The organism is Streptomyces sp. NPDC037401 (assembly GCF_055602345.1).
In genome coordinates, this window is record NZ_JBVJWO010000028.1 from 25,724 (window position 1) to 42,615 (window position 16,892).

General features: G+C 74.9%; 15 protein-coding genes. 6 read left to right on the forward strand and 9 right to left on the reverse strand.

The genetic code is table 11. The annotated features are described in order from the left end of the window. Positions 1-62 precede the first annotated feature (62 nt). A complete protein-coding gene (locus tag ACZ7H1_RS26450) occupies positions 63-887 on the reverse strand; it encodes a trypsin-like serine peptidase (protein WP_470790262.1) in 825 nt (274 codons plus the stop codon). A gap of 160 nt (positions 888-1,047) precedes the next feature. On the opposite strand from ACZ7H1_RS26450, the gene ACZ7H1_RS26455 reads away from it, so the two are divergent. Both ACZ7H1_RS26455 and ACZ7H1_RS26460 read left to right on the forward strand, forming a co-directional pair. Further along, positions 1,048-1,551 carry a DUF5990 family protein gene (locus ACZ7H1_RS26455; RefSeq protein ID WP_470790263.1) on the forward strand — a complete coding sequence of 168 codons (504 nt, stop codon included), beginning with the start codon at positions 1,048-1,050 and terminating at the stop codon, positions 1,549-1,551. After that, positions 1,538-2,311, forward strand: a complete 774-nt coding sequence (locus tag ACZ7H1_RS26460; RefSeq protein WP_470790264.1) for a hypothetical protein — start codon at positions 1,538-1,540, stop codon at positions 2,309-2,311. The genes ACZ7H1_RS26455 and ACZ7H1_RS26460 overlap by 14 nt, the downstream gene beginning before the upstream one ends. Positions 2,312-2,348: 37 nt before the next feature. Here the strand turns inward: ACZ7H1_RS26460 and ACZ7H1_RS26465 are convergent, their stop codons facing one another. Both ACZ7H1_RS26465 and ACZ7H1_RS26470 read right to left on the reverse strand, forming a co-directional pair. Beyond that, on the reverse strand, positions 2,349-2,849 hold the full coding sequence (locus ACZ7H1_RS26465; RefSeq protein WP_470790265.1) for an SgcJ/EcaC family oxidoreductase: 501 nt from the start codon (positions 2,847-2,849) through the stop codon (positions 2,349-2,351). Between the two features lie 92 nt (positions 2,850-2,941). Next, a complete protein-coding gene (locus ACZ7H1_RS26470) occupies positions 2,942-3,781 on the reverse strand; it encodes a hypothetical protein (RefSeq protein WP_470790266.1) in 840 nt (279 codons plus the stop codon). 188 nt (positions 3,782-3,969) lie between these two features. Here ACZ7H1_RS26470 and ACZ7H1_RS26475 point away from each other — a divergent pair, with 188 nt between their 5' ends. After that, positions 3,970-4,209: a hypothetical protein gene (locus ACZ7H1_RS26475; protein ID WP_470790267.1), complete on the forward strand. Its 240-nt coding sequence runs from the start codon at positions 3,970-3,972 to the stop codon at positions 4,207-4,209. On the opposite strand, the gene ACZ7H1_RS26480 is transcribed toward ACZ7H1_RS26475, so the two are convergent. The 5 genes from ACZ7H1_RS26480 to ACZ7H1_RS26500 form a co-directional block, all read right to left on the reverse strand. Then, a complete protein-coding gene (locus ACZ7H1_RS26480) occupies positions 4,190-6,925 on the reverse strand; it encodes a CBM96 family carbohydrate-binding protein (protein WP_470790268.1) in 2,736 nt (911 codons plus the stop codon). The two genes, ACZ7H1_RS26475 and ACZ7H1_RS26480, sit on opposite strands and share 20 nt — an antisense overlap. 142 nt (positions 6,926-7,067) lie before the next feature. Further along, entirely contained in the window at positions 7,068-8,027 is a 960-nt protein-coding gene (locus tag ACZ7H1_RS26485) for a D-2-hydroxyacid dehydrogenase family protein (protein WP_470790269.1), read from the reverse strand. 57 nt (positions 8,028-8,084) lie between these two features. Beyond that, a complete protein-coding gene (locus ACZ7H1_RS26490) occupies positions 8,085-10,259 on the reverse strand; it encodes a bifunctional serine/threonine-protein kinase/ABC transporter substrate-binding protein (RefSeq protein WP_470790270.1) in 2,175 nt (724 codons plus the stop codon). A gap of 6 nt (positions 10,260-10,265) precedes the next feature. Beyond that, positions 10,266-12,437, reverse strand: a complete 2,172-nt coding sequence (locus ACZ7H1_RS26495) for a bifunctional serine/threonine-protein kinase/ABC transporter substrate-binding protein (protein WP_470790271.1) — start codon at positions 12,435-12,437, stop codon at positions 10,266-10,268. Further along, positions 12,437-13,237, reverse strand: coding sequence for a hypothetical protein (locus ACZ7H1_RS26500; RefSeq protein ID WP_470790272.1), 801 nt, complete (start codon positions 13,235-13,237; stop codon positions 12,437-12,439). The genes ACZ7H1_RS26495 and ACZ7H1_RS26500 overlap by 1 nt, the downstream gene beginning before the upstream one ends. Positions 13,238-13,456: 219 nt before the next feature. On the opposite strand from ACZ7H1_RS26500, the gene ACZ7H1_RS26505 reads away from it, so the two are divergent. The 3 genes from ACZ7H1_RS26505 to ACZ7H1_RS26515 all read left to right on the forward strand — a co-directional run bounded on the left by ACZ7H1_RS26505 (position 13,457) and on the right by ACZ7H1_RS26515 (position 15,778). Then, positions 13,457-14,317: a sulfurtransferase gene (locus ACZ7H1_RS26505; RefSeq protein ID WP_470790273.1), complete on the forward strand. Its 861-nt coding sequence runs from the start codon at positions 13,457-13,459 to the stop codon at positions 14,315-14,317. Between the two features lie 280 nt (positions 14,318-14,597). After that, positions 14,598-15,080: a gluconokinase gene (locus ACZ7H1_RS26510; RefSeq protein ID WP_470790326.1), complete on the forward strand. Its 483-nt coding sequence runs from the start codon at positions 14,598-14,600 to the stop codon at positions 15,078-15,080. A 92-nt stretch (positions 15,081-15,172) separates the two neighbouring features. Further along, the gene (locus ACZ7H1_RS26515; protein WP_470790274.1) at positions 15,173-15,778 is read left to right on the forward strand and encodes an ADP-ribosyltransferase; all 606 of its coding nucleotides are present in this window, start codon (positions 15,173-15,175) and stop codon (positions 15,776-15,778) included. On the opposite strand, the gene ACZ7H1_RS26520 is transcribed toward ACZ7H1_RS26515, so the two are convergent. Beyond that, a complete protein-coding gene (locus ACZ7H1_RS26520; protein WP_470790275.1) occupies positions 15,766-16,818 on the reverse strand; it encodes a BtrH N-terminal domain-containing protein in 1,053 nt (350 codons plus the stop codon). The two genes, ACZ7H1_RS26515 and ACZ7H1_RS26520, sit on opposite strands and share 13 nt — an antisense overlap. Between the last annotated feature and the right edge of the window lie 74 nt (positions 16,819-16,892).

The following is a 16,892-nucleotide window of genomic DNA, read 5'->3' on the forward strand; positions in this document are numbered from 1 at the left end:
TCCGGCGCGGGCCGGGTGGGTTGTCGGGCGGGCCCCCGCATGCGCGGGCCCTGGCGGGCGGATCAGGCGGACGGAGGGGCGGGCGGTTGCGGGCGGGCCATCGCGCGGGCGTAGAGCTCGGCGGCGTACGCACCGAGGACCGTACTCGTCGACTGGTCGTCGGTGTCGCCGCCGGTGAGGACCCCGACGATCTTCCCGTCCCCGGCGATCCACGCGCTGCCGCTGGTGCCGGTGGGGAACCCCGCACAGTCGAAGCGCTGCAGGGCGGGGCTCTGGAGCACCGACGGGGCCGTGCACGTGTGCGGCGCGTCGCGCTCCACGGGATAGCCGGTGACGGTGACCTTCTCCCCGGACCGGCCGCCGGTGTCCAGCGGCACGGCACCGGTGACGTCTTCGATGTTCCGGCCCCGGGCGTCGGGTGCGAGCCGCGCGAAGGCGAGGTCGTAGGCGTCGTCCCCGCCCTCGGCCCAGCGCGCGTCCTCGAAGACCTCCTCGATCCGCCAGGTTCCGTACGGCGTCCGGCCGTTCGTGTAGGCGGGGGCGAACAGGGCCCCGGTCGTGCCCTTCCTGCCGGGGGTGAGGCAGTGTCCGGCCGTGACGATCAGGTTGCGCCCGGGGCTGCGGACCACGGTCGCGGTGCAGAAGTGCCCGCCGTCCAGGCCCTTCTCGAAGAGCGTGCCGACATTCGCACCCGGCTCGGGGGGCGCCTTGGGTGTCGGCTCGGGCTTCGCCCGAAGGTCCGCCTCCGCTCCGAAGCCCGACTGCCCCGACTGTCCCGACCCCGACCCTGCCTCCGCCGGCGGCACGACCCACGTCATGACCGCCGAGACGGCCACTGCCGCCGCCACGCACAGCGCCCCGGTCAGCACGCCCCGCCCGTCCACCACACCCCGTCCCTCTCGCTCTGCCCGGGCGGAGCATCCCCCGACGCCGCCCACCAGCAAGAACGGTACCGGTCACATGTCTGGTTCCCGAGTTCCCCGGCGGGTGTCCCGGCCTCCGGGCAGCCACCCGGCGTCCGGCGGCGGCCGGGGTGAGAATGGATCCATGCACCTGCGTATCGAAGCTTCCGCCCTTCCCGGCCTCAACTGCCCCGCGGTCCCCGGCTTTCCCGGCTACGCGGGCGTCCACGTCGCGGTCCAGCGCCGGGGGCGGCCGGCCGAGCTGCTCGACCCGCAGCCGGGGGACGCGCCGTGGGCGGCGTGGACGCTCGAGTGCACGGCCGCGCCCACTGCTGCCGGCCCGGACATCCGGGGGCCGTACGTCCAGGGCCCGCCGGGCGGCCGGTTCGTCTACCTCTCCTGGGGATCCGTCACGGAGCCGGGGGCGTTCGCGATGTTCCGGCGCGCCAAGCTGATGCTCGACGCCGTCGGCCCGGAAACGGCCGCCGCCGCCGTGGAGTCCGGGCTGCTGCTCGCACGCCTCGGCCTCACCGACGCCAGGGGCCTGCCCCTGTGCGCCGCGGTGCGGCCGCCCCTCGTCACCTGGTCCGCAGGCCCCGGTGACCTGGACGCGGACCCGGCACATACTGGTGCCTGTGAACCCGGATGACATAGAGCGGGCGCGGTGCTGGCTCGAGAGCGAAGGCGTCACCCAGCTGTCTCCCGGCGCCTGGGCCGACGGCGGGACGCCGGGTCAGGTTCTCACCGCGAGCGAGGTCGCGCACGAGTGGACGGGCGCGGCGCTGACGGATCCGGGGCTGGATGCGGGCGCCAGGCTGCGGCTCGGGTTCGGGCTGCTGGACCTGCTCGGCGAGTACCGGGTGACCTGCGAGATCGGCTTCGCGCTCCGGGCCCGGGAGGATCCGCTGCCGGCGGCGGTGTTCTGGGCGGGCTACCGGGAGCGGCTGGAGGCTCCGGAGGAACCGGCCGCGGTGACGTACTCGTTGCGGGTCGACTGGTTCGAGGACCGGGCCACCGCGGCCTGCGCCTTCGCCGAGGTGCTGGGCGACGACATCGCCCACCTCGTACGGCTGCCGTCCGGCGACCCGGCGCGGGAGCCGGGGCTGCGGCGGGCGGGCCGGGTGCTCGAGTCCTCCGGCCCGGTCCCGTGGCAGGTGAAGCACCCGGCGTACCTGACGGCCGCGCAGGAGGGCGAGCTGCACGCGGCGCTGTTCAAGGCGGTCCTGCACAGCTACCACGACGTGTACGGCGACCTCGACCCCGCGGCCGCGCTGACGGTCCTGGACGGCCTCAGCGTGCCGGACGGCACCCGGCACCTGCGGGAGCTGCGAGCCGTCCTGGCAGCCGGACACCGCAACCACCGGCACGCCCCGGAGGCCTGGACCCGGCCCGGCCCCGGCGGGACGTGACCCGCGGTCCCCGGTCAGGGGGCCCGCACGACCCGGCTCAGCGGGCCGCGAGGGTTTCGGGGTCGATCACCTTGGTGTTCTGGGCGGCGGCGATGCGCCAGACGCCGTCCTCGTCCTTCGACAAGACGTACATCGGGGTGCCCGGCACCGCATCGGGGTGGGACTCCACCAGTGCGGCGATGTCGTCCCGTCCGCGGAACACCTCGTCGAGCCGTCGGCCCGACCGGTCCACCGGCCGCTGACGGACCTTCACCGCGGCGACGTCCGGGCGGATGAAGAGGATGTGCTCGGCCTCGTAGGTGGCCGTGACCGGGTGGTCGGCGGTCGCCGGGAGCACCTTGCGGGTGAAGGCGCCGATCTCGCCGAGTCCGGTGAGCCGCTTCCCGTGGGCCGTGGTCCAGAACGCGTCCTCGCGGAACCGGCCCAGGAACTCCTCCGGCAGGGCGTTCTGCTGGGCGTGCTCGACCTCGGCGACCAGTGCGACGATCGCGTCCACGTCCTCCTGCGGCGCGTGCACGCCGGCAACCTGCACGTTCATCTCCCGTACCTCCGTGTCCCGTTCCCGCCGCCGGAGTTCCCGGCGGCATGGACACAGCGTCCGACCTCATGCGGACTTGAGGTCAAGAGCGGTCACGGGACGAGGTTGCCGAGCGGCGGAGCGGGGTCGTCGCCGGGGCGGGAGAGGTGGAACGCCGTGTGGAAGTACCCGTCCGCCTCCTTGCCCGCCGGATCCTCGCCGCACGCGGTCACCGCGGCGACGGCGTAGTCGAGTTCGGCCGGACTCGTGAACCGCCGCTGCGGATAGGTGCGGCCCGCGGCCTTCTCGGTGACGAGCCCGTACCGGGCCAGCGCCCGGGCCAGGTGGGCGTACGAGCCGGTGCGGAGCACGAACGCCGCCACCCACACGGGCACTTCGGAGGCGTCCAGCAGGGCGCGGAACGTCCGCCCGGTCAGGAAGCTGGCGCCTCCCGTGATGGTGATCATCCCGGCCTCGCGGACGGCCTTGACGAGCTCCGGCGAGGCGGGTGCGGTCTCCAGGTTCTCCGCGAAGCCGTCGTCCAGCAGGCCGACCGCACGGGCGTAGGAGACGGCGTTCGCGGCCGCGTCGAGGCCGATCACCGGCACGGCGTCGGCGCGCCGGTGGGCCGCGTAGAACTCCCGGTCGTGCCGGATGAGTTCGGCGGTCGGAAGCCCGGCCAGCGCGGCGGAGGTGTAGCGGGCGTACAGGTCGGCGAGCGTCAGGTCGTGGTTGAGCAGGGCGGCGTTGATCCCGTACGAGCAGCAGAGGTCCAGCACCAGCGGCGCGGGCCTGCCGGAGCGGGCCCGGGCCGAGACCAGGCGCCGGAACACCGGCTGGGCGTGGTGCGGGGTCTGGTACTCCCACGTGCCCAGCGCGGTGAAGAACGGCCGGGGGTCCGGCCGGTCGTAGATCTCGTCGAAGGGCGTCATCGCTCCCCGGCCGTCAGCCATCAGCCGCTTCCCCTCCCGCTCGGTCCGGACTCCGTCGTCCGCTCGGGGCCAAGCATCCGCCCCGCCCCTCGCGGCGGGAACAGGGCGTCACCGGACACGGCCGGTTCCGGGTACCTGAGTACGCGGGTGCGCACGGCCTGAGTACGTGCGCCGATGACCCGGCGCAGCCGCACCGGTGGAATGGGGTCATGAACACCGACGCCCCCCGCAGCCCGCGGATCCAGCACGTCACCCTCGCCGGCACCGCGCTCGCGGGCGCGCTGTTCCCGCTGGTGCTCGGGGTGCTGCTGGCCAAGGCGATGGCCGCGGACCCGATGACGCCGGTGAACGCGCTGATCACCAACGGAGCGCAGCGGCCCCGGATCTCCCCGGGAGACCTGGGCCGCTGCGTCCGTGGCAGGCTGCGGGTTACTGCGGGCCGAAGGTGAGGGACAGCTGCGGGGTGCCCTCCGCGGCGGCGGCTTCGGAGGACCACAGCCACAGCGCGTCGGTGCCGGGGCTGGTGAGCGCCAGGCTGTACGGGCTGCCCAGTGCGGCGGCGACCGCGGCCGTGTTCAGCCCGGTGGTGTGCACGGCCGAGCCGTCGGGGATCGCGGCGAAGGTGCCGAGTGCCGGGCCGCCGAGGGCGGGCCGGTTCGTGTAGGTGGTGCCCGCCTCCGTCCAGCTGCCGGTGACCGGGACGACGGAGACGGTGTCGGCGGTGCCGGCGCCGCTCATGGTGCTGGTCTTGATCCGCAGGGTCGCGGACTTCAGGACCGTGCCGGGCGGGGCGGCGGGGAGGGCGAAGCGCAGGTAGCTCTGGTAGAGCGAGCTGCCGCGGACGGCGAGGGAGCCCGAGGTGCCGTAGTTCGTGCCGGGGGCTCCGGCGTTGGCGTAGGTGTCCTCGGCGGCGGTGACGAGGGTGACGGAGTCGGCCGGCGCCTTGGCCAGGGTGTGGTGGTTCTGCACCTGGGCCGGGGTGAGCACGGTCGGGTACACGGCGGTCTCGTCGAGCTGTCCGGCGAAGTGGTTGCTCGTCGGGCGGTCGGGCCAGCCGGTCAGGTTGTCCCCGCCGGCGTGCCAGAAGCCGTTGATGTTCCGGTGTCCGGTGACGTTCAGGGTGCCGCGGACCTGGCCGTCGACGTACAGCACGACACCGGCCGGGCCCTGGGTCGCGACGGCGTGGTGCCACTGGTTGTCGTTGTAGGCCCGGCCTGCCGGGGTGATCACGGTCCGGTTGCTGCCGGAGTACACGCCGAAGGCGAGCCGGCCGTCGTTGGTCAGGTAGAGGTGCTTGTCGTGCTGGCTGCTGTTGCGGGTGGTGTTGTTGCCGAAGCCGAAGAGCTTGCCGCCCCGGGTGGTGCCCGTCTTGAACCAGGTCTCCACGGAGTAGGTGCTGCCGACGGTGGTGCGGCGGTCGCTGTGCACCTTCGCGTCGGTGCCGTTGAAGCCGATGGCCGTGCTCGCCCCGGTGACGGCGCCCGGCGTCTGGCGCAGGGCGGGCGAGTAGACGTGGATCCCGCTGAGGTCCCCGGCTGCCGAGGAGTCCGCGACGTACGGCAGCACCGGGTCGTCGTAGCGCCAGTACAGGGTGGCGCCGTTGGCGCGGACCCGGTCCGGGTAGGCCTGGACGGACGTGGGGACGGTGACGGAGGCGGTGGCGGACGGGGCGCTGGTGTTGCCGGCGGCGTCGGTGGCCGTGACCCGGTAGGTGTACGACTGGCCGGCGCTGACCGCGGTGTCGGTCCAGGAGGCCTGAGGGCGGCGGAAGAAGAGCGAGTCGGCGGTGACGGTGGCCACGGGAGCTGCGGCGCCGTTGCGGTGGATCCGGTAGGTCAGCCGGCTGTCGTCCAGGTCGAGGCTGGTGCGCCAGCGCACCTGGACCGCGCCGGGCCTGACGCTGGCGGCGCTCGCGACCGGTGTGGTCGGGACGCCCGTGTCCCCGGTGGAGGCGAAGCGGGTCAGACCGGCCTGGGCGCTGCCGTTGACGGTGGTGAACTCGCCGCCGACCCACAGGTACTGCACGCCGTTCTTCGACCCGACGGTCATGGCGCGCGGGCCGAGGGCCTCGCCGATGCCGTCGTTGGTGTCGGGGGCCCAGCCGAGCTTGCCGGTGGCGGTGGTGGGCTGGGCGAGCAGGTGGTAGCGCCGGCCGTCGGGGAACTCTCCGACGCTGGCGCAGTCGTGGGCGTGCGAGGCGCTGTACAGGACGCTCTGGTACGACAGGACGGCCTGGGTGGCGCCGAGGCAGGTGTCGCGCCAGCGCTGGTTGAAGTCGGTCAGCTCGAGGGCGATCCGGCCGTCGAAGACGCCGCCGCCGGTGCCTTCGTTGGCGGTGTACCAGCCCGTCGCGTCGGTCTCGATGTCCTTGACGACGGAGTTGTTGTGGATGTAGCCGCTCGGGTAGGTCTTGGTGAGCGCGCCGGTGGTGGCGTCGGCGACGGCCAGGGCGTGGCTGTTGGCGCCGTTGACGGTGAAGAAGTCTCCGCCCAGGAGTACGTGCCGGCCGTCCGGGGTGACCTCGACGGCCCGGCCCGGCTCGTCGGCGTGGGCGGTGAAGGGCCGCAGGGCGCCGTCGCCGGCTGCGACGGCGGCGAAGCGCCGGCGGCTCTGGCCGTTGACGGTGAGGAAGTCTCCGCCGATGTACACGGTGTCGTCGGTGACGGCGATCGCGCGGACGGTGGCCGCGGCTGCGGGGCGGAAGCCGGGCTTCGGCGTGCAGGTCGCCACGTCGATGGCGGCGAGGCTGCTGACCTGGGTGCCGTTGACGGCGCCGAAGTAGCCGCCCGCGTACAAGGTCTTCTTGTCGGGTGACAGGGTCAGCGCCCGTACGGTCGCGGTGCCGCCGCCGACGGTGAAGGAGAGCTTGCAGGAGGTCGGGGCGCCGGTCGCGGCGTCGAGCGCGACGAAGTTCACCGCCTGCCGCTCGGCGCCGCCGGCGCCCTGCGGGGGGCGGACCACGGAGAAGGTGCCGCCGGCGAAGACGGTTCCCCCCGCTTGCGCGAGCGCCCACACCACGCCGTTGGTCTGCCAGGTCGGCAGTGCGTCGGCGGTGAAGGCCACCGGCGGGGTGATCGCAGCCGCGGGCGGCGCGGGGAGGAACCCCGTGCCGGCGGCGGCCAGGGACAGTACGAGGGCAGCCGTCAGCCCTTTCGATCCACGCATGAGCCCCCCAAGGGCAAAGCCCGTGTGATGCGGCCGGAAACGAACGGTACAGCCAGCGGTACGGGCGCAGAATATGTTCGATCGAGCGCCCGCACGGGCAACTTGACCCATCAGATGCCGAATGGTTCCCGGGAGGCTGTGCTCAGGGCAGCTGCCTCACCGGCGCTCCGTCGAGGTAGGCGCGGATGTTCTCCACCGCCTGGCCGTAGTACGTGCGGTAGTTGGTCTCGGTGACGTAGCCGAGGTGCGGGGTGGCGAGCAGCCGTGGAGCGCTGCGCAGGGGGTGGTCCGCGGGCAGCGGCTCGGTGCCGAAGACGTCCACGCCGGCTCCCGCGATCCGCCCCTCGCGCAGGGCGGTGAGCAGGGCGTCCTGGTCGACGATGGCCGCGCGGGAGGTGTTCACGAGGTAGGCGGTCGGCTTCATCAGGGCGAGTTCCCGCTCCCCCACCAGGCCGCGGCTGCGCTCGCCCAGGGCCAGGTGGACGGAGACGAAGTCGGCGGTGGCGAGGAGTTCCTCCTTGGATCCGGCCAGGCGGACGCCCTCCTCGGCGGTGCGTTCGGCGGTGAGGTTCGGGCTCCAGGCGGTCACGTCCATGCCGAAGGCGAGGCCGACCCGGGCGACGCGGCTGCCGATCTTGCCGAGGCCGAGCAGGCCCAGGCGCCGGCCGTGCAGGTCTGCGCCCACGGTGTGCTGCCAGGGCCCGCCGCTGCGCAGGGCGGTGCTCTCGGGCACGATGCCGCGCGCGAGGCCCAGCAGCAGGGCCCAGGTCAGTTCCACGGGCGGGGCGGAGGAGCTCTGGGTGCCGCACACCGTGATCCCGCGGGCGGCTGCGGCGGCGTAGTCGATGACGGAGTTGCGCATCCCGGAGGCGATCAGCAGACGCAGGCGGGGCAGCCGGGCCAGGAGCGGGGCCGGGAACGCGACCCGCTCGCGGAGCGTGACGATGATGTCGGCGTCGGCCACGGCCTCGGCGAGCGCGTCCTCGTCCGCGAAGTGCTCGGGGTGGGACACGACGTCCACGCGCCCGGCCAGCGGGGACCAGTCGGCGTAGGCCGTCGCGGCGTGCTGGAAGTCGTCGAGGACGGCGCAGCGCAGTGTCATGGCGGTTCTCTCCCGGGGGCGCGATCGGTGGCGGCCGGGTCGGCCTGGCCGCCGGTTTCATGATCCCCGGTCGGACTTCACCTCGTCGAAGTGGCCCAGGAACCGGAAGCGGCCGGATTCGGCGCGGTAGAGGTAGGAGGTGTTCAGGTGCGCGATCACCCGGGTGAGCGGGTTGAACTCCAGCCGCTTGGCCATCCCCTGGTAGGGCGTGCGGTAGATCCGTACGGCCAGGCCGCCGCGGGTCACCGAGTCCGCGGCGAGGCCGCCGAGCGAAGCGGCGACCAGCCCGACCGCGTCGTGGGCTTCGACCGCCCAGCGGCCCGGCGGGGCGCCGTACGCCGTGCGGTGCGCGGCGGTGAACTCCCTGGCCTCCGGGGCGCCGAGCGGGTCGGTGAACAGCGCGCCGAACGCCCAGCCTTCGGCGGCCGGGCCCGCGGCGGTGAGGAAGGCGGGCGCCATGGCCTGCTGGAGGGTGGCCCGGGGGCCGCCGAACCGGGCCACGGCCAGGGCCTTGGCCAGCTCGGCAGCGCGGACCGGCGAGGTGCCCGCGAAGACCACGCCCGTGGCTCGCGCCGCCTGGAGGTCCCGGACGGCGTCGGCGAACGCGCCCGCCCCGGGGCCCAGTTCGTGCAGGCTCACGGTGCCCGCGGCGGGCGGTCCCTCCTGGAGGTTGCTGGTGATGTCGAACGCGATCGGTTCGGCCGTGGGGTCGACGACGATGGCGGTGCGCTCCGAGCGGCGGACCACGGTCAGGTAGTGGATGAGCGGCAGGCCGAGGGCGTCGTCCGAGGCCCTGGTGAGACAGACCGTCTTGCTGTGGTCACGGCTCAGCTCGGTGGAGTCGAGCGTGGTGGAGACCACGACCAGGCACGTGCCCGCCTCGGCGAAGGCGGGGGCGAGCTGCTGCGCGAAGCCCTGGGTGGAGGGGCCGATCACGGCGAGCACGGCGGGGTCCGCGAGCAGCTGCGCGGAAGCCTTCCGGGCCGTGGCCGCGTCGCCCTTGTCGTCGGCCACTTTCAGGGCCAGGCGGAATGGCGCGTCGGTACGGGCGTTGTGGCGGCTGACGGCCAGCCGGGCACCGCGTTCCTGGGCGATCCCGGCGGCCCGCCCGGGTCCGGAGAGGTCGGCCTGGAACCCGACGGTGCGCACGGGCAGTGTGCGCGGCTGCCCGGAGGCGGTTCCCCCGCCCTTGCCGCCGGTCGGGCGGGTGGTCAGCCAGGCCACCGGTGCGCCGGCGGCCGCGAGCAGGGCGCCCGCGGCGAGCAGGGTACGACGGGTGGGGCGCCGGGTCCCCGGCCCCGCCCCGGACGTCTGCGGCTCCCCGCCCGCGCGGGTCGGTTCGGCCACGGGCAGGTCGAGCGCGCGGGCGGAGCGCTCGGCGATGAGGCGGGGCAGGGCGGGCGGCAGCCACCGCGGGCCGGGGTCCACGGCCGGAGCCAGGGAACGCCGCAGCCGCTCCGCGGTGGGCCGCAGGCCGGGGTCCTTGGCCAGGCAGGCCAGGACGGGCCCGGCCAGCTCGGACGGCAGACCGGCCAGTTCGGGTTCCCCGTGGACGGTGCGGAACACGACGGCGGCCGGGTGGCCGCCGCCGAACGGCCCGCGGCCGGTGGCGGCGAAGGCCAGGGCGCAGCCGAGGGAGAAGACGTCGGCGGCCGGGTCCGGCGGCGGGCCGCCCGACCCGGCCTGTTCGGGGGCCAGGTAGCCGGGGGTGCCGACGACGGCGTCCGTCGCGGTCAGCGCGGTGGCCCCGGCGATCTTGGCGATCCCGAAGTCGATGAGCCGGGGGCCGTCCAGGGCCAGGAGGATGTTGCCGGGTTTGACGTCCCGGTGGACCAGCCCGGCCGCGTGCACCTCCGTCAGGGCTTCGGCGAGGCGCGCCCCGAGCACCCGTACGGTGGCCGCGGGCAGCGGGCCGTACAGCGCGACCGCCTCGGCGAGGGAGGGCGCGGGGACGAACGGCGTGGCCAGCCACGGCTCCCGGGCCTCGGGGTCGGCCGCGGTCACGGGCACCACCCAGGGCCCGGACAGCCGGCCCGCGGCCTCGGCCTCGCGGCGGAACCGGGCCCGGAAGCCGTCGTCCGCGGCGTACTCGGCGCGGATGACCTTGAGGGCGACGAGACCGCCCGACGGGGAGCGGCCGAGGTAGACGGTGCCCATGCCGCCGGAGCCGAGGCGGCCGAGCAGGCGGTACCCCGCGACGGCGGAGGGGTCCGCGGCGTTCAGGGGGCGCACGGGCGGCTACCGCGGCGCCCCGGACGGGGACGTTCCGGCCGCGGGCGCCGGGGGCGTGGGGCCCACGTAGCGGATCCGGCCGCCCTGCACGCGGTGCACGAAGGAGGTGACGCCCTTGACGCGTCCCTCCTCGTCGAAGGCGTATTCCTTGACCAGCCCGCGGTGACTGCCCTTGCCCAGGGCGGCGAGCAGGTCGGGGCGTCCGGGGCGGCGGCCGCCGCGCGCGGCCGTGGTCAGCCGGTCGGCGAGGAGCCGGGCGAGGTCGTAGGCCTCGGCCGTCCACGGCTCCGGGGCGGTGCCGTACCGCGCACGGTGGGCCTTGGCGACCTCGGCGACCTCGGGGGCCTCGGGCCCGGTGTAGGGGGCGAGGAACTCCCATCCTTCGGCGGCGTCGCCCGCCAGCTTCACGAACTCCGGTGTGACGGTGTGGTATTCGGTGGCGCGCGGGCCCCGGAACCGGCGTACGGCCAGCTCCTGCGCGACCTGCGCGGCGCGTTGCGGGGTGCCGGTGTAGAAGAGGCCGTCGATGCCGTGCGCCAGCATGTCGGCGAGGACGGTGCCGAGCGCCGGTTCGCCCCGGGGGACTACGCGCGGGTAGCCGGTGGCCGTGGGGACGTAGCTGGCGACCGCGCGGTTCATCAGGAGCGCCGCCTGCCACGACTCGGTGTCGCCGGCCCGGTCGCAGAGCACGCCGAGCCTGCGCACCTTCTCGTGCACCACCATCTGGAGGTTGACGTTGCCGAAGTGTGCGAAGGACGGCGGGCAGGCCTGGAAGAGGGCGCGCCGGTCGGAGATGCCGAAGGCGGTGCCTCCGGCCGACGCGGTCAGCAGCGGCACGGAGGCCTCGCCGTACACCTCCAGCGCGGCGGAGACGGCGGCGTTGCCGGTGGGTCCGATCACGGCCAGGACGTCGCGGTCGGCGACGAGCCGGGCGGCGGCCGCGGCGGCGCGTGCGGAGTCCCCTCCGTCGTCCACGGTCTGCACCGACAGCGTGAAGGGCTTGTCCTTGCGGGCGTTGAAGGCCTCGACCGCGAGGCGTACGCCGCGGTCCTGGGCCCTGCCCGCCGCGCTGCCGGGGCCGGTGAGGTCGGCGTGCACGCCGATCACCCAGCGCCGGGGGGCCGCTCCGGCAGCCGCCGGACGCTTCTCGTCGTCGCGCAGCGCAAGCCAGGCGGCCAGTCCGCCGCCGGCGGCGAGTACGGCACCGCCCGCGGCCAGGGCGAGGAAGCGCCTGCGGCCGGGGGCGGCGGGTGCGGCGCCCGGGTCGGCGAGGGTCTCCTCGATGCCGGGCAGGGCCAGCAGCAGCGCGGCGCGTTCGGCGATGGTGGCGACGACGGGGTCGGGCAGCCAGTCGGCGGACCCGCCCGGGGCGTCCTCCGCGAGCCGTTCGGCCAGGTCGGCGGCGGTGGGACGGGCCGCCGGGTCCTTGGCGAGGCAGGACCGCAGCAGAGCGGCCAGGTCCGCGTCCGCGAGGCCGTCCGGGCCGAAGGACGGCTCGTCGTGGACGGTGCGGTAGAGCAGGGCGTCCACGGTTCCGGTGCCGAACGGCGGCCGGCCGGTGGCCGCGTAGGCGAGCAGGCAGCCGAGCGAGAAGACGTCGCCGGAGGGCAGGGTGGGGCTGCCGGTGGCCTGTTCGGGCGGGAGGAAGCCGGGTGTTCCGATGATCTCGTCGGCGGAGGTGAGGGCGGTGTCCTCGCCGCCGCGGGCGATGCCGAAGTCGATCAGCCGCGGCCCGTCCACGCCGAGGAGGACGTTCGCGGGCTTGACGTCCCGGTGGACGAGGTCCCGGGCGTGCAGTACGTCCAGGGCCCGGGCCAGGGCCGTGCCCAGGACGCGGACGCTGCGCACGGGCAGCGGGCCGTGGGCGGCCACGGCCTCCGCGAGGGAGGGCCCCGGGACGTACGCGGTCGCGAGCCAGGGCTCGGGGGCGTCGGGATCGGCGCCCATCACCTCCACCACGAAGGGGCTGCGGACGCGGACGGCGATCGACGTCTCGCGCCGGAAGCGCGAGCGGAAGTCCGCCTGGTCGGCGTACTCGGCCCGGATCACCTTGACGGCGGCGAGCGCGCCCTCCTCGGTGCGGCCCAGGTAGACCGTGCCCATGCCGCCCGAGCCCAGCCGGCCGAGCAGCCGGTACGCGGCGATGCGGGAGGGGTCGGTGCTCAGGAGCGGCTCCATCAGCCCGCCTTCCCCAGCTCGTTGCGGGCGCGCTGCATCATGTAGGGCATGCTCTCCGTGATCAGCGGGGTCAGCTGGTCCAGCGTCACGCCCTTGGCCCCCTGAACGGCCACGGCGATCGTGACGGGCCCGTACTGGCCCTGGGACCAGGTGTAGGGCCCGCTGTCCGCACCGTCGTGGAAGGTCCCGTACTCGGTGAAGGCGTCCTCGGTCCACAGATTGGTGTGCTCGCCGAAGTAGAGGGTGGTGCCGATCAGGTTGCGCAGGTACCGGTCCCCGCTCAGCCGCTGCTCCTGGCAGCGCATGATCTCCTCCATCGCGCGGGCGATCTCCCAGCCGGACTCGGAGCGGGAGCGGTGGACGGTCACGGTCGCGCTCACCCGGATCCGGCCGCGCCCGGCCTGCGCCGGCACGTGGAAGTAGCGGGTCCGGGTGGCCAGGACGTCGGCCGGAAGCGGTCCGGTCTGCCAGGTGCAGTCCCCGTCGAGGTAGGGCCAGGAGCGGGGGTCGCTCTCGTACGGCGTGCTCGGCCGGACGTCGTGGCCGATCAGCCGGCCGTCCGCGATGATCCGGGCGAGTACGGCCTCGGCGCCGGCCCGGGTGCGCGGCTGTTTCGCCGCGTCGAGCGGCGGGCCCGCGGCGGTGGGGACGGCGGCCGGGCTCGCTCCGGTGGGCGAGGGCGCCGGGGCGGACGCGCCGGGACGGCCGCTCGGCCGCGCGGCGGCGGTCGTTCCTCCGGAGGCGTGCTGCTTCGGCTCCGGCTCCGAGGAGCAGCCGGAGAGCACTCCCCATAACGCCATCGCGCAGGCCAGACTCGCCGCCCTGCCTTGCCCGTTCCCCACGAGACCCCCCACGGCGGCGATGGTACGCCCGGCCGGCCCGCCCCGGGCGGGGTCTGCACAATCCGCCCTCGTACGGGACCCGAGCGCGGCTCCGCCGTACACGGAAGGGACGGTCGCTACGATCTCCGGGGCGCACGCACACGTGTACGCCACGGACTTCGGGAAGCGGGGGCTTCGATGGACAGCAGCACGCCAGGACCCGGGCCGCTGCCCGGCCCGCTCGTCGGCGGCGACTGGCTCGTTCCCCGGCTGGGCGCGGCCGGTCTGGTGGTGCTCGACGCCTCCGTCGGGGCGCACCGGGGCGCGGCGGAACGCATCCCGGGGGCGCGGCCGTTCGACATCGACGGCGCGCTCTCCGACCACGAGGCACCGGTTCCCCACACGATGCCCGCGCCCGGCCGGTTCGCCGGGGAGATGCGGGCCCTCGGCGTGCACGACGCGGACACGGTCGTGGTGTACGACGCCGCCGGGATCTACTCCAGCGCCCGGGCCTGGTGGATGCTGCGGGCCATGGGCTTCGACCGGGCCGCGGTGCTGGACGGCGGGCTGCCCGCCTGGACCGCGGCCGGGCTGCCGGTGGCCGGCGGACCGGCCGGATACGACGGCGCACCGGGCGACTTCACGGCCCGGCCGCGCACCGGGCCGGTCGTCGGCAGCGCGGACGTGGCGGCGGCCCTGGCCGACCCGGCGTCGGCGGTGCTCGACGCCCGCACCCGGGGCCGGTTCGCGGGGACGTCGCCCGAGCCGCGCCCCGGGCTGCGCGGCGGCCACATGCCGGGGGCGCTGAGCCTGCCCTTCGGCGAACTGCAGGACGGCGGGGGCCGGATGCTTCCGGCGCCGCGGCTGCGGGAGGTGTTCACGGAGGTCGCCGGAGAGCGGGAGCGGCTGGTGTTCAGCTGCGGCTCGGGCGTGACCGCGTGCGTGCTGGCGCTGGGCGCGGAGCTGGCCGGGTACCGCGACCTGGCGGTGTACGACGGTTCGTGGAGCGAGTGGGGGCTGCCCTCGGCGCTGCCGGTCGTGGGCGGCGCGGGTGGCTAGGTCGTGTCGTCGAAGTCCCTCCCCCGGCTACCGCTGGGAGGTGCCCCCGCCGGGTCGGCGGGGTCCGGCACGCACGCTCGCCGCACTGCGCTCGCTCCGTCCCGGCTCGGCTGCGCAGCCCTTCGGAGGCCGAGCTGCCGTCGGTCGCCGATGCTCCGCATCGACTCCCTCCTCCGCCTTGCGATCGCACGCACCAGACCCCGCCCACCGGGCGGACGACGCCACTTTGACGACACTCCCTGGCGGGCCCGCAGCGGGAGCCGCGCCCGTCGTGGTCGTGATGGGCGTGTCCGGGACCGGAAAGACCACCGTCGGGCGGCTGATCGCGGCCGCGCTGGGCGTTCCGTACGCGGACGGCGATGCGTTCCATCCCCCGGCGAACATCGCCAGGATGGCGGCCGGGAAGCCGCTGGACGACGCGGACCGCCTGCCGTGGCTGGACGCCGTCGGGCAGTGGGCTCAAGGCCGCGCGGGGGCCGGCGGGGTGGTTTCGGCGTCGGCGCTGAAGCGGGCGTACCGGGACCGGTTGCGGGCGGCCGCGCCCGGGGTGTTCTTCGTGCACCTGCGCGGCGACCGGGCGCTGATCGAGGCCCGGATGGCCGCGCGCACGGGCCACTTCATGCCGGTGTCGCTGCTCTCGTCGCAGTTCGCCGCACTGGAGCCGCTGGAGGCGGACGAGGCGGGGGTGACCGTCGAGGTGACCGGCCCGCCCGCGGAGGTCGCAGAGCGGGCCGTGGCGGCGCTGCACGGACACCGGGGGTGAGGCACACCGGCGCGTCGCGGCGGGCCCGAGACACGCTCACCTTCGGGTGACAGTGCGAGCCATTCGGCCGGGCGGGCGGAAGGCTGGCCGTCATGATCACTTCTGCCGTGCGGCGCCGTGCCGTCGTCATCGCGACCGCCCTGGCCGCCGCCCTCCTGCCCTCCGCCTCCGCCGACGCGGTCTCCGCCGCGCCCGCCAACTCCTGTCCCCGGGTGACCGATCACCTCTTCGCCGCCGCCGACCAGCGGGCCGACATCGCCCGCATCACTCCGTCCCCGTCGTGGCGCATCGACTGCAAGCAGCTCTACCGCGCGGACAGCCGGCCGCCGACCGTGGTGTTCGAGGAGGGCTTCCACCCCAGGGCCACGGTCGACGGGCAGTACGACCTGGAGCAGTACGTCCTGGTCAACCAGCCCTCGCCGTACGTCTCGACGACGTACGACCACGACCTTTACAAGACCTGGTGGAAGAGCGGCTGGAACTACTACGTCGACGCCCCCGGCGGGGTGAACGTCAACCAGACCATCGGCGACACGCACAAGTGGGCCTCCCAGGTCGAGGTGGCCTTCCCCGGCGGCATCGCGAGCTCGTTCATCGTCGGCGCCTGCCCCGTCGACAAGGCGAAGAAGACCGAGATCATGGAGAAGTGCCAGGACAACCCGAACTACCGGCCCTGGCGCGAGAACTACCCCGGCTGATCCCCGGCCGGTACGAGCAGGCCGGCCGCCCGCCGCTCCAGGGCGAGCGCCTCGTCCACCAGGGCCGCGAACGAGTCGAAGTGCAGGCGCCTGCGCCCGGCTCCGGCCTCGGCGGACGAGTGCGCGCCCGCCTCGCGGGCCAGGGCCGACAGCCGGGACCAGACCTCGCCGGACGCCCGGAACAGCGCCGAGGGCGCGGGGCGGCCGGCGAGGTCGAGGAACTCCGCGTACAGCGGGCGGGTGGCGCCGGGCGCGGTCCACTCCGTCTCCAGGCACGCGTGCAGGCGGCGCATGGCCTGTTCGAAGGCCTCGGGCGTCGCGAACCGGCGTTCCCAGCCGGTCTTGGTGCGGGTGTCGCGCAGCTGCGCGGCGAGCTTCGCCATCCCGGAGAAGCCGAAGTTGACGTCGAAGCTGTTGCCGAGGACGGGGCCGGTCAGGTGGGCGGCGGTGGCCGCGATCGCGCCGTCGACGTCGGGCGGGGCGGTGGGCGGCCCGGTCGGCACGATCATCCGGTGCCGGCCCTTGCGGTGCGCGGACCAGGCCGCGCCGAACTCCCCGGTGCCGACGGCGTGGCCGGTGGCGGCCACGTCGTCGACGTGCAGGACGTCGCCCTCGTAGCCGGCGATCACGACCGTGTAGGGGTCGGCGGAGCTGAAGGCGGGTACGTCGTGGTGCCACGGCAGTCCCCCGCGGTCCACGGTGCAGAAGACGGGGTGCCCGGCGTCGAGGGCCGCACGGACCGCGGCCCACGGGGGCTTGCCGCCGTGCTTCTCCTCGTACGGGACGTGCAGCCGGTCCAGCGCCGTGGGCACCCAGGGGTCGGGGTGGTGCTGGGCGACGATGGTGAGCAGGGGCGGCATCCCCTCGTACTCGAAGACGGCGTAGAGGAAGCCGATCCCGCCGGCCAGTCCGGCGATCAGGGCTTCTTCGTGCCGGTTGCCGAGGGCGTGCCGGATCAGGGAGGCCTCCCGGTGCCGGTCGGTGCCGAACTCCGGGTAGTCGGGTCCGCTGCGCCCACTCGCCGCCCCCATCGCCCTCATCGACTGTCCTCTCGACGATTGTTTGATCGAATCGATCGAATTCGATCAGCCCAGTCCTATGATGGCGCACGGAC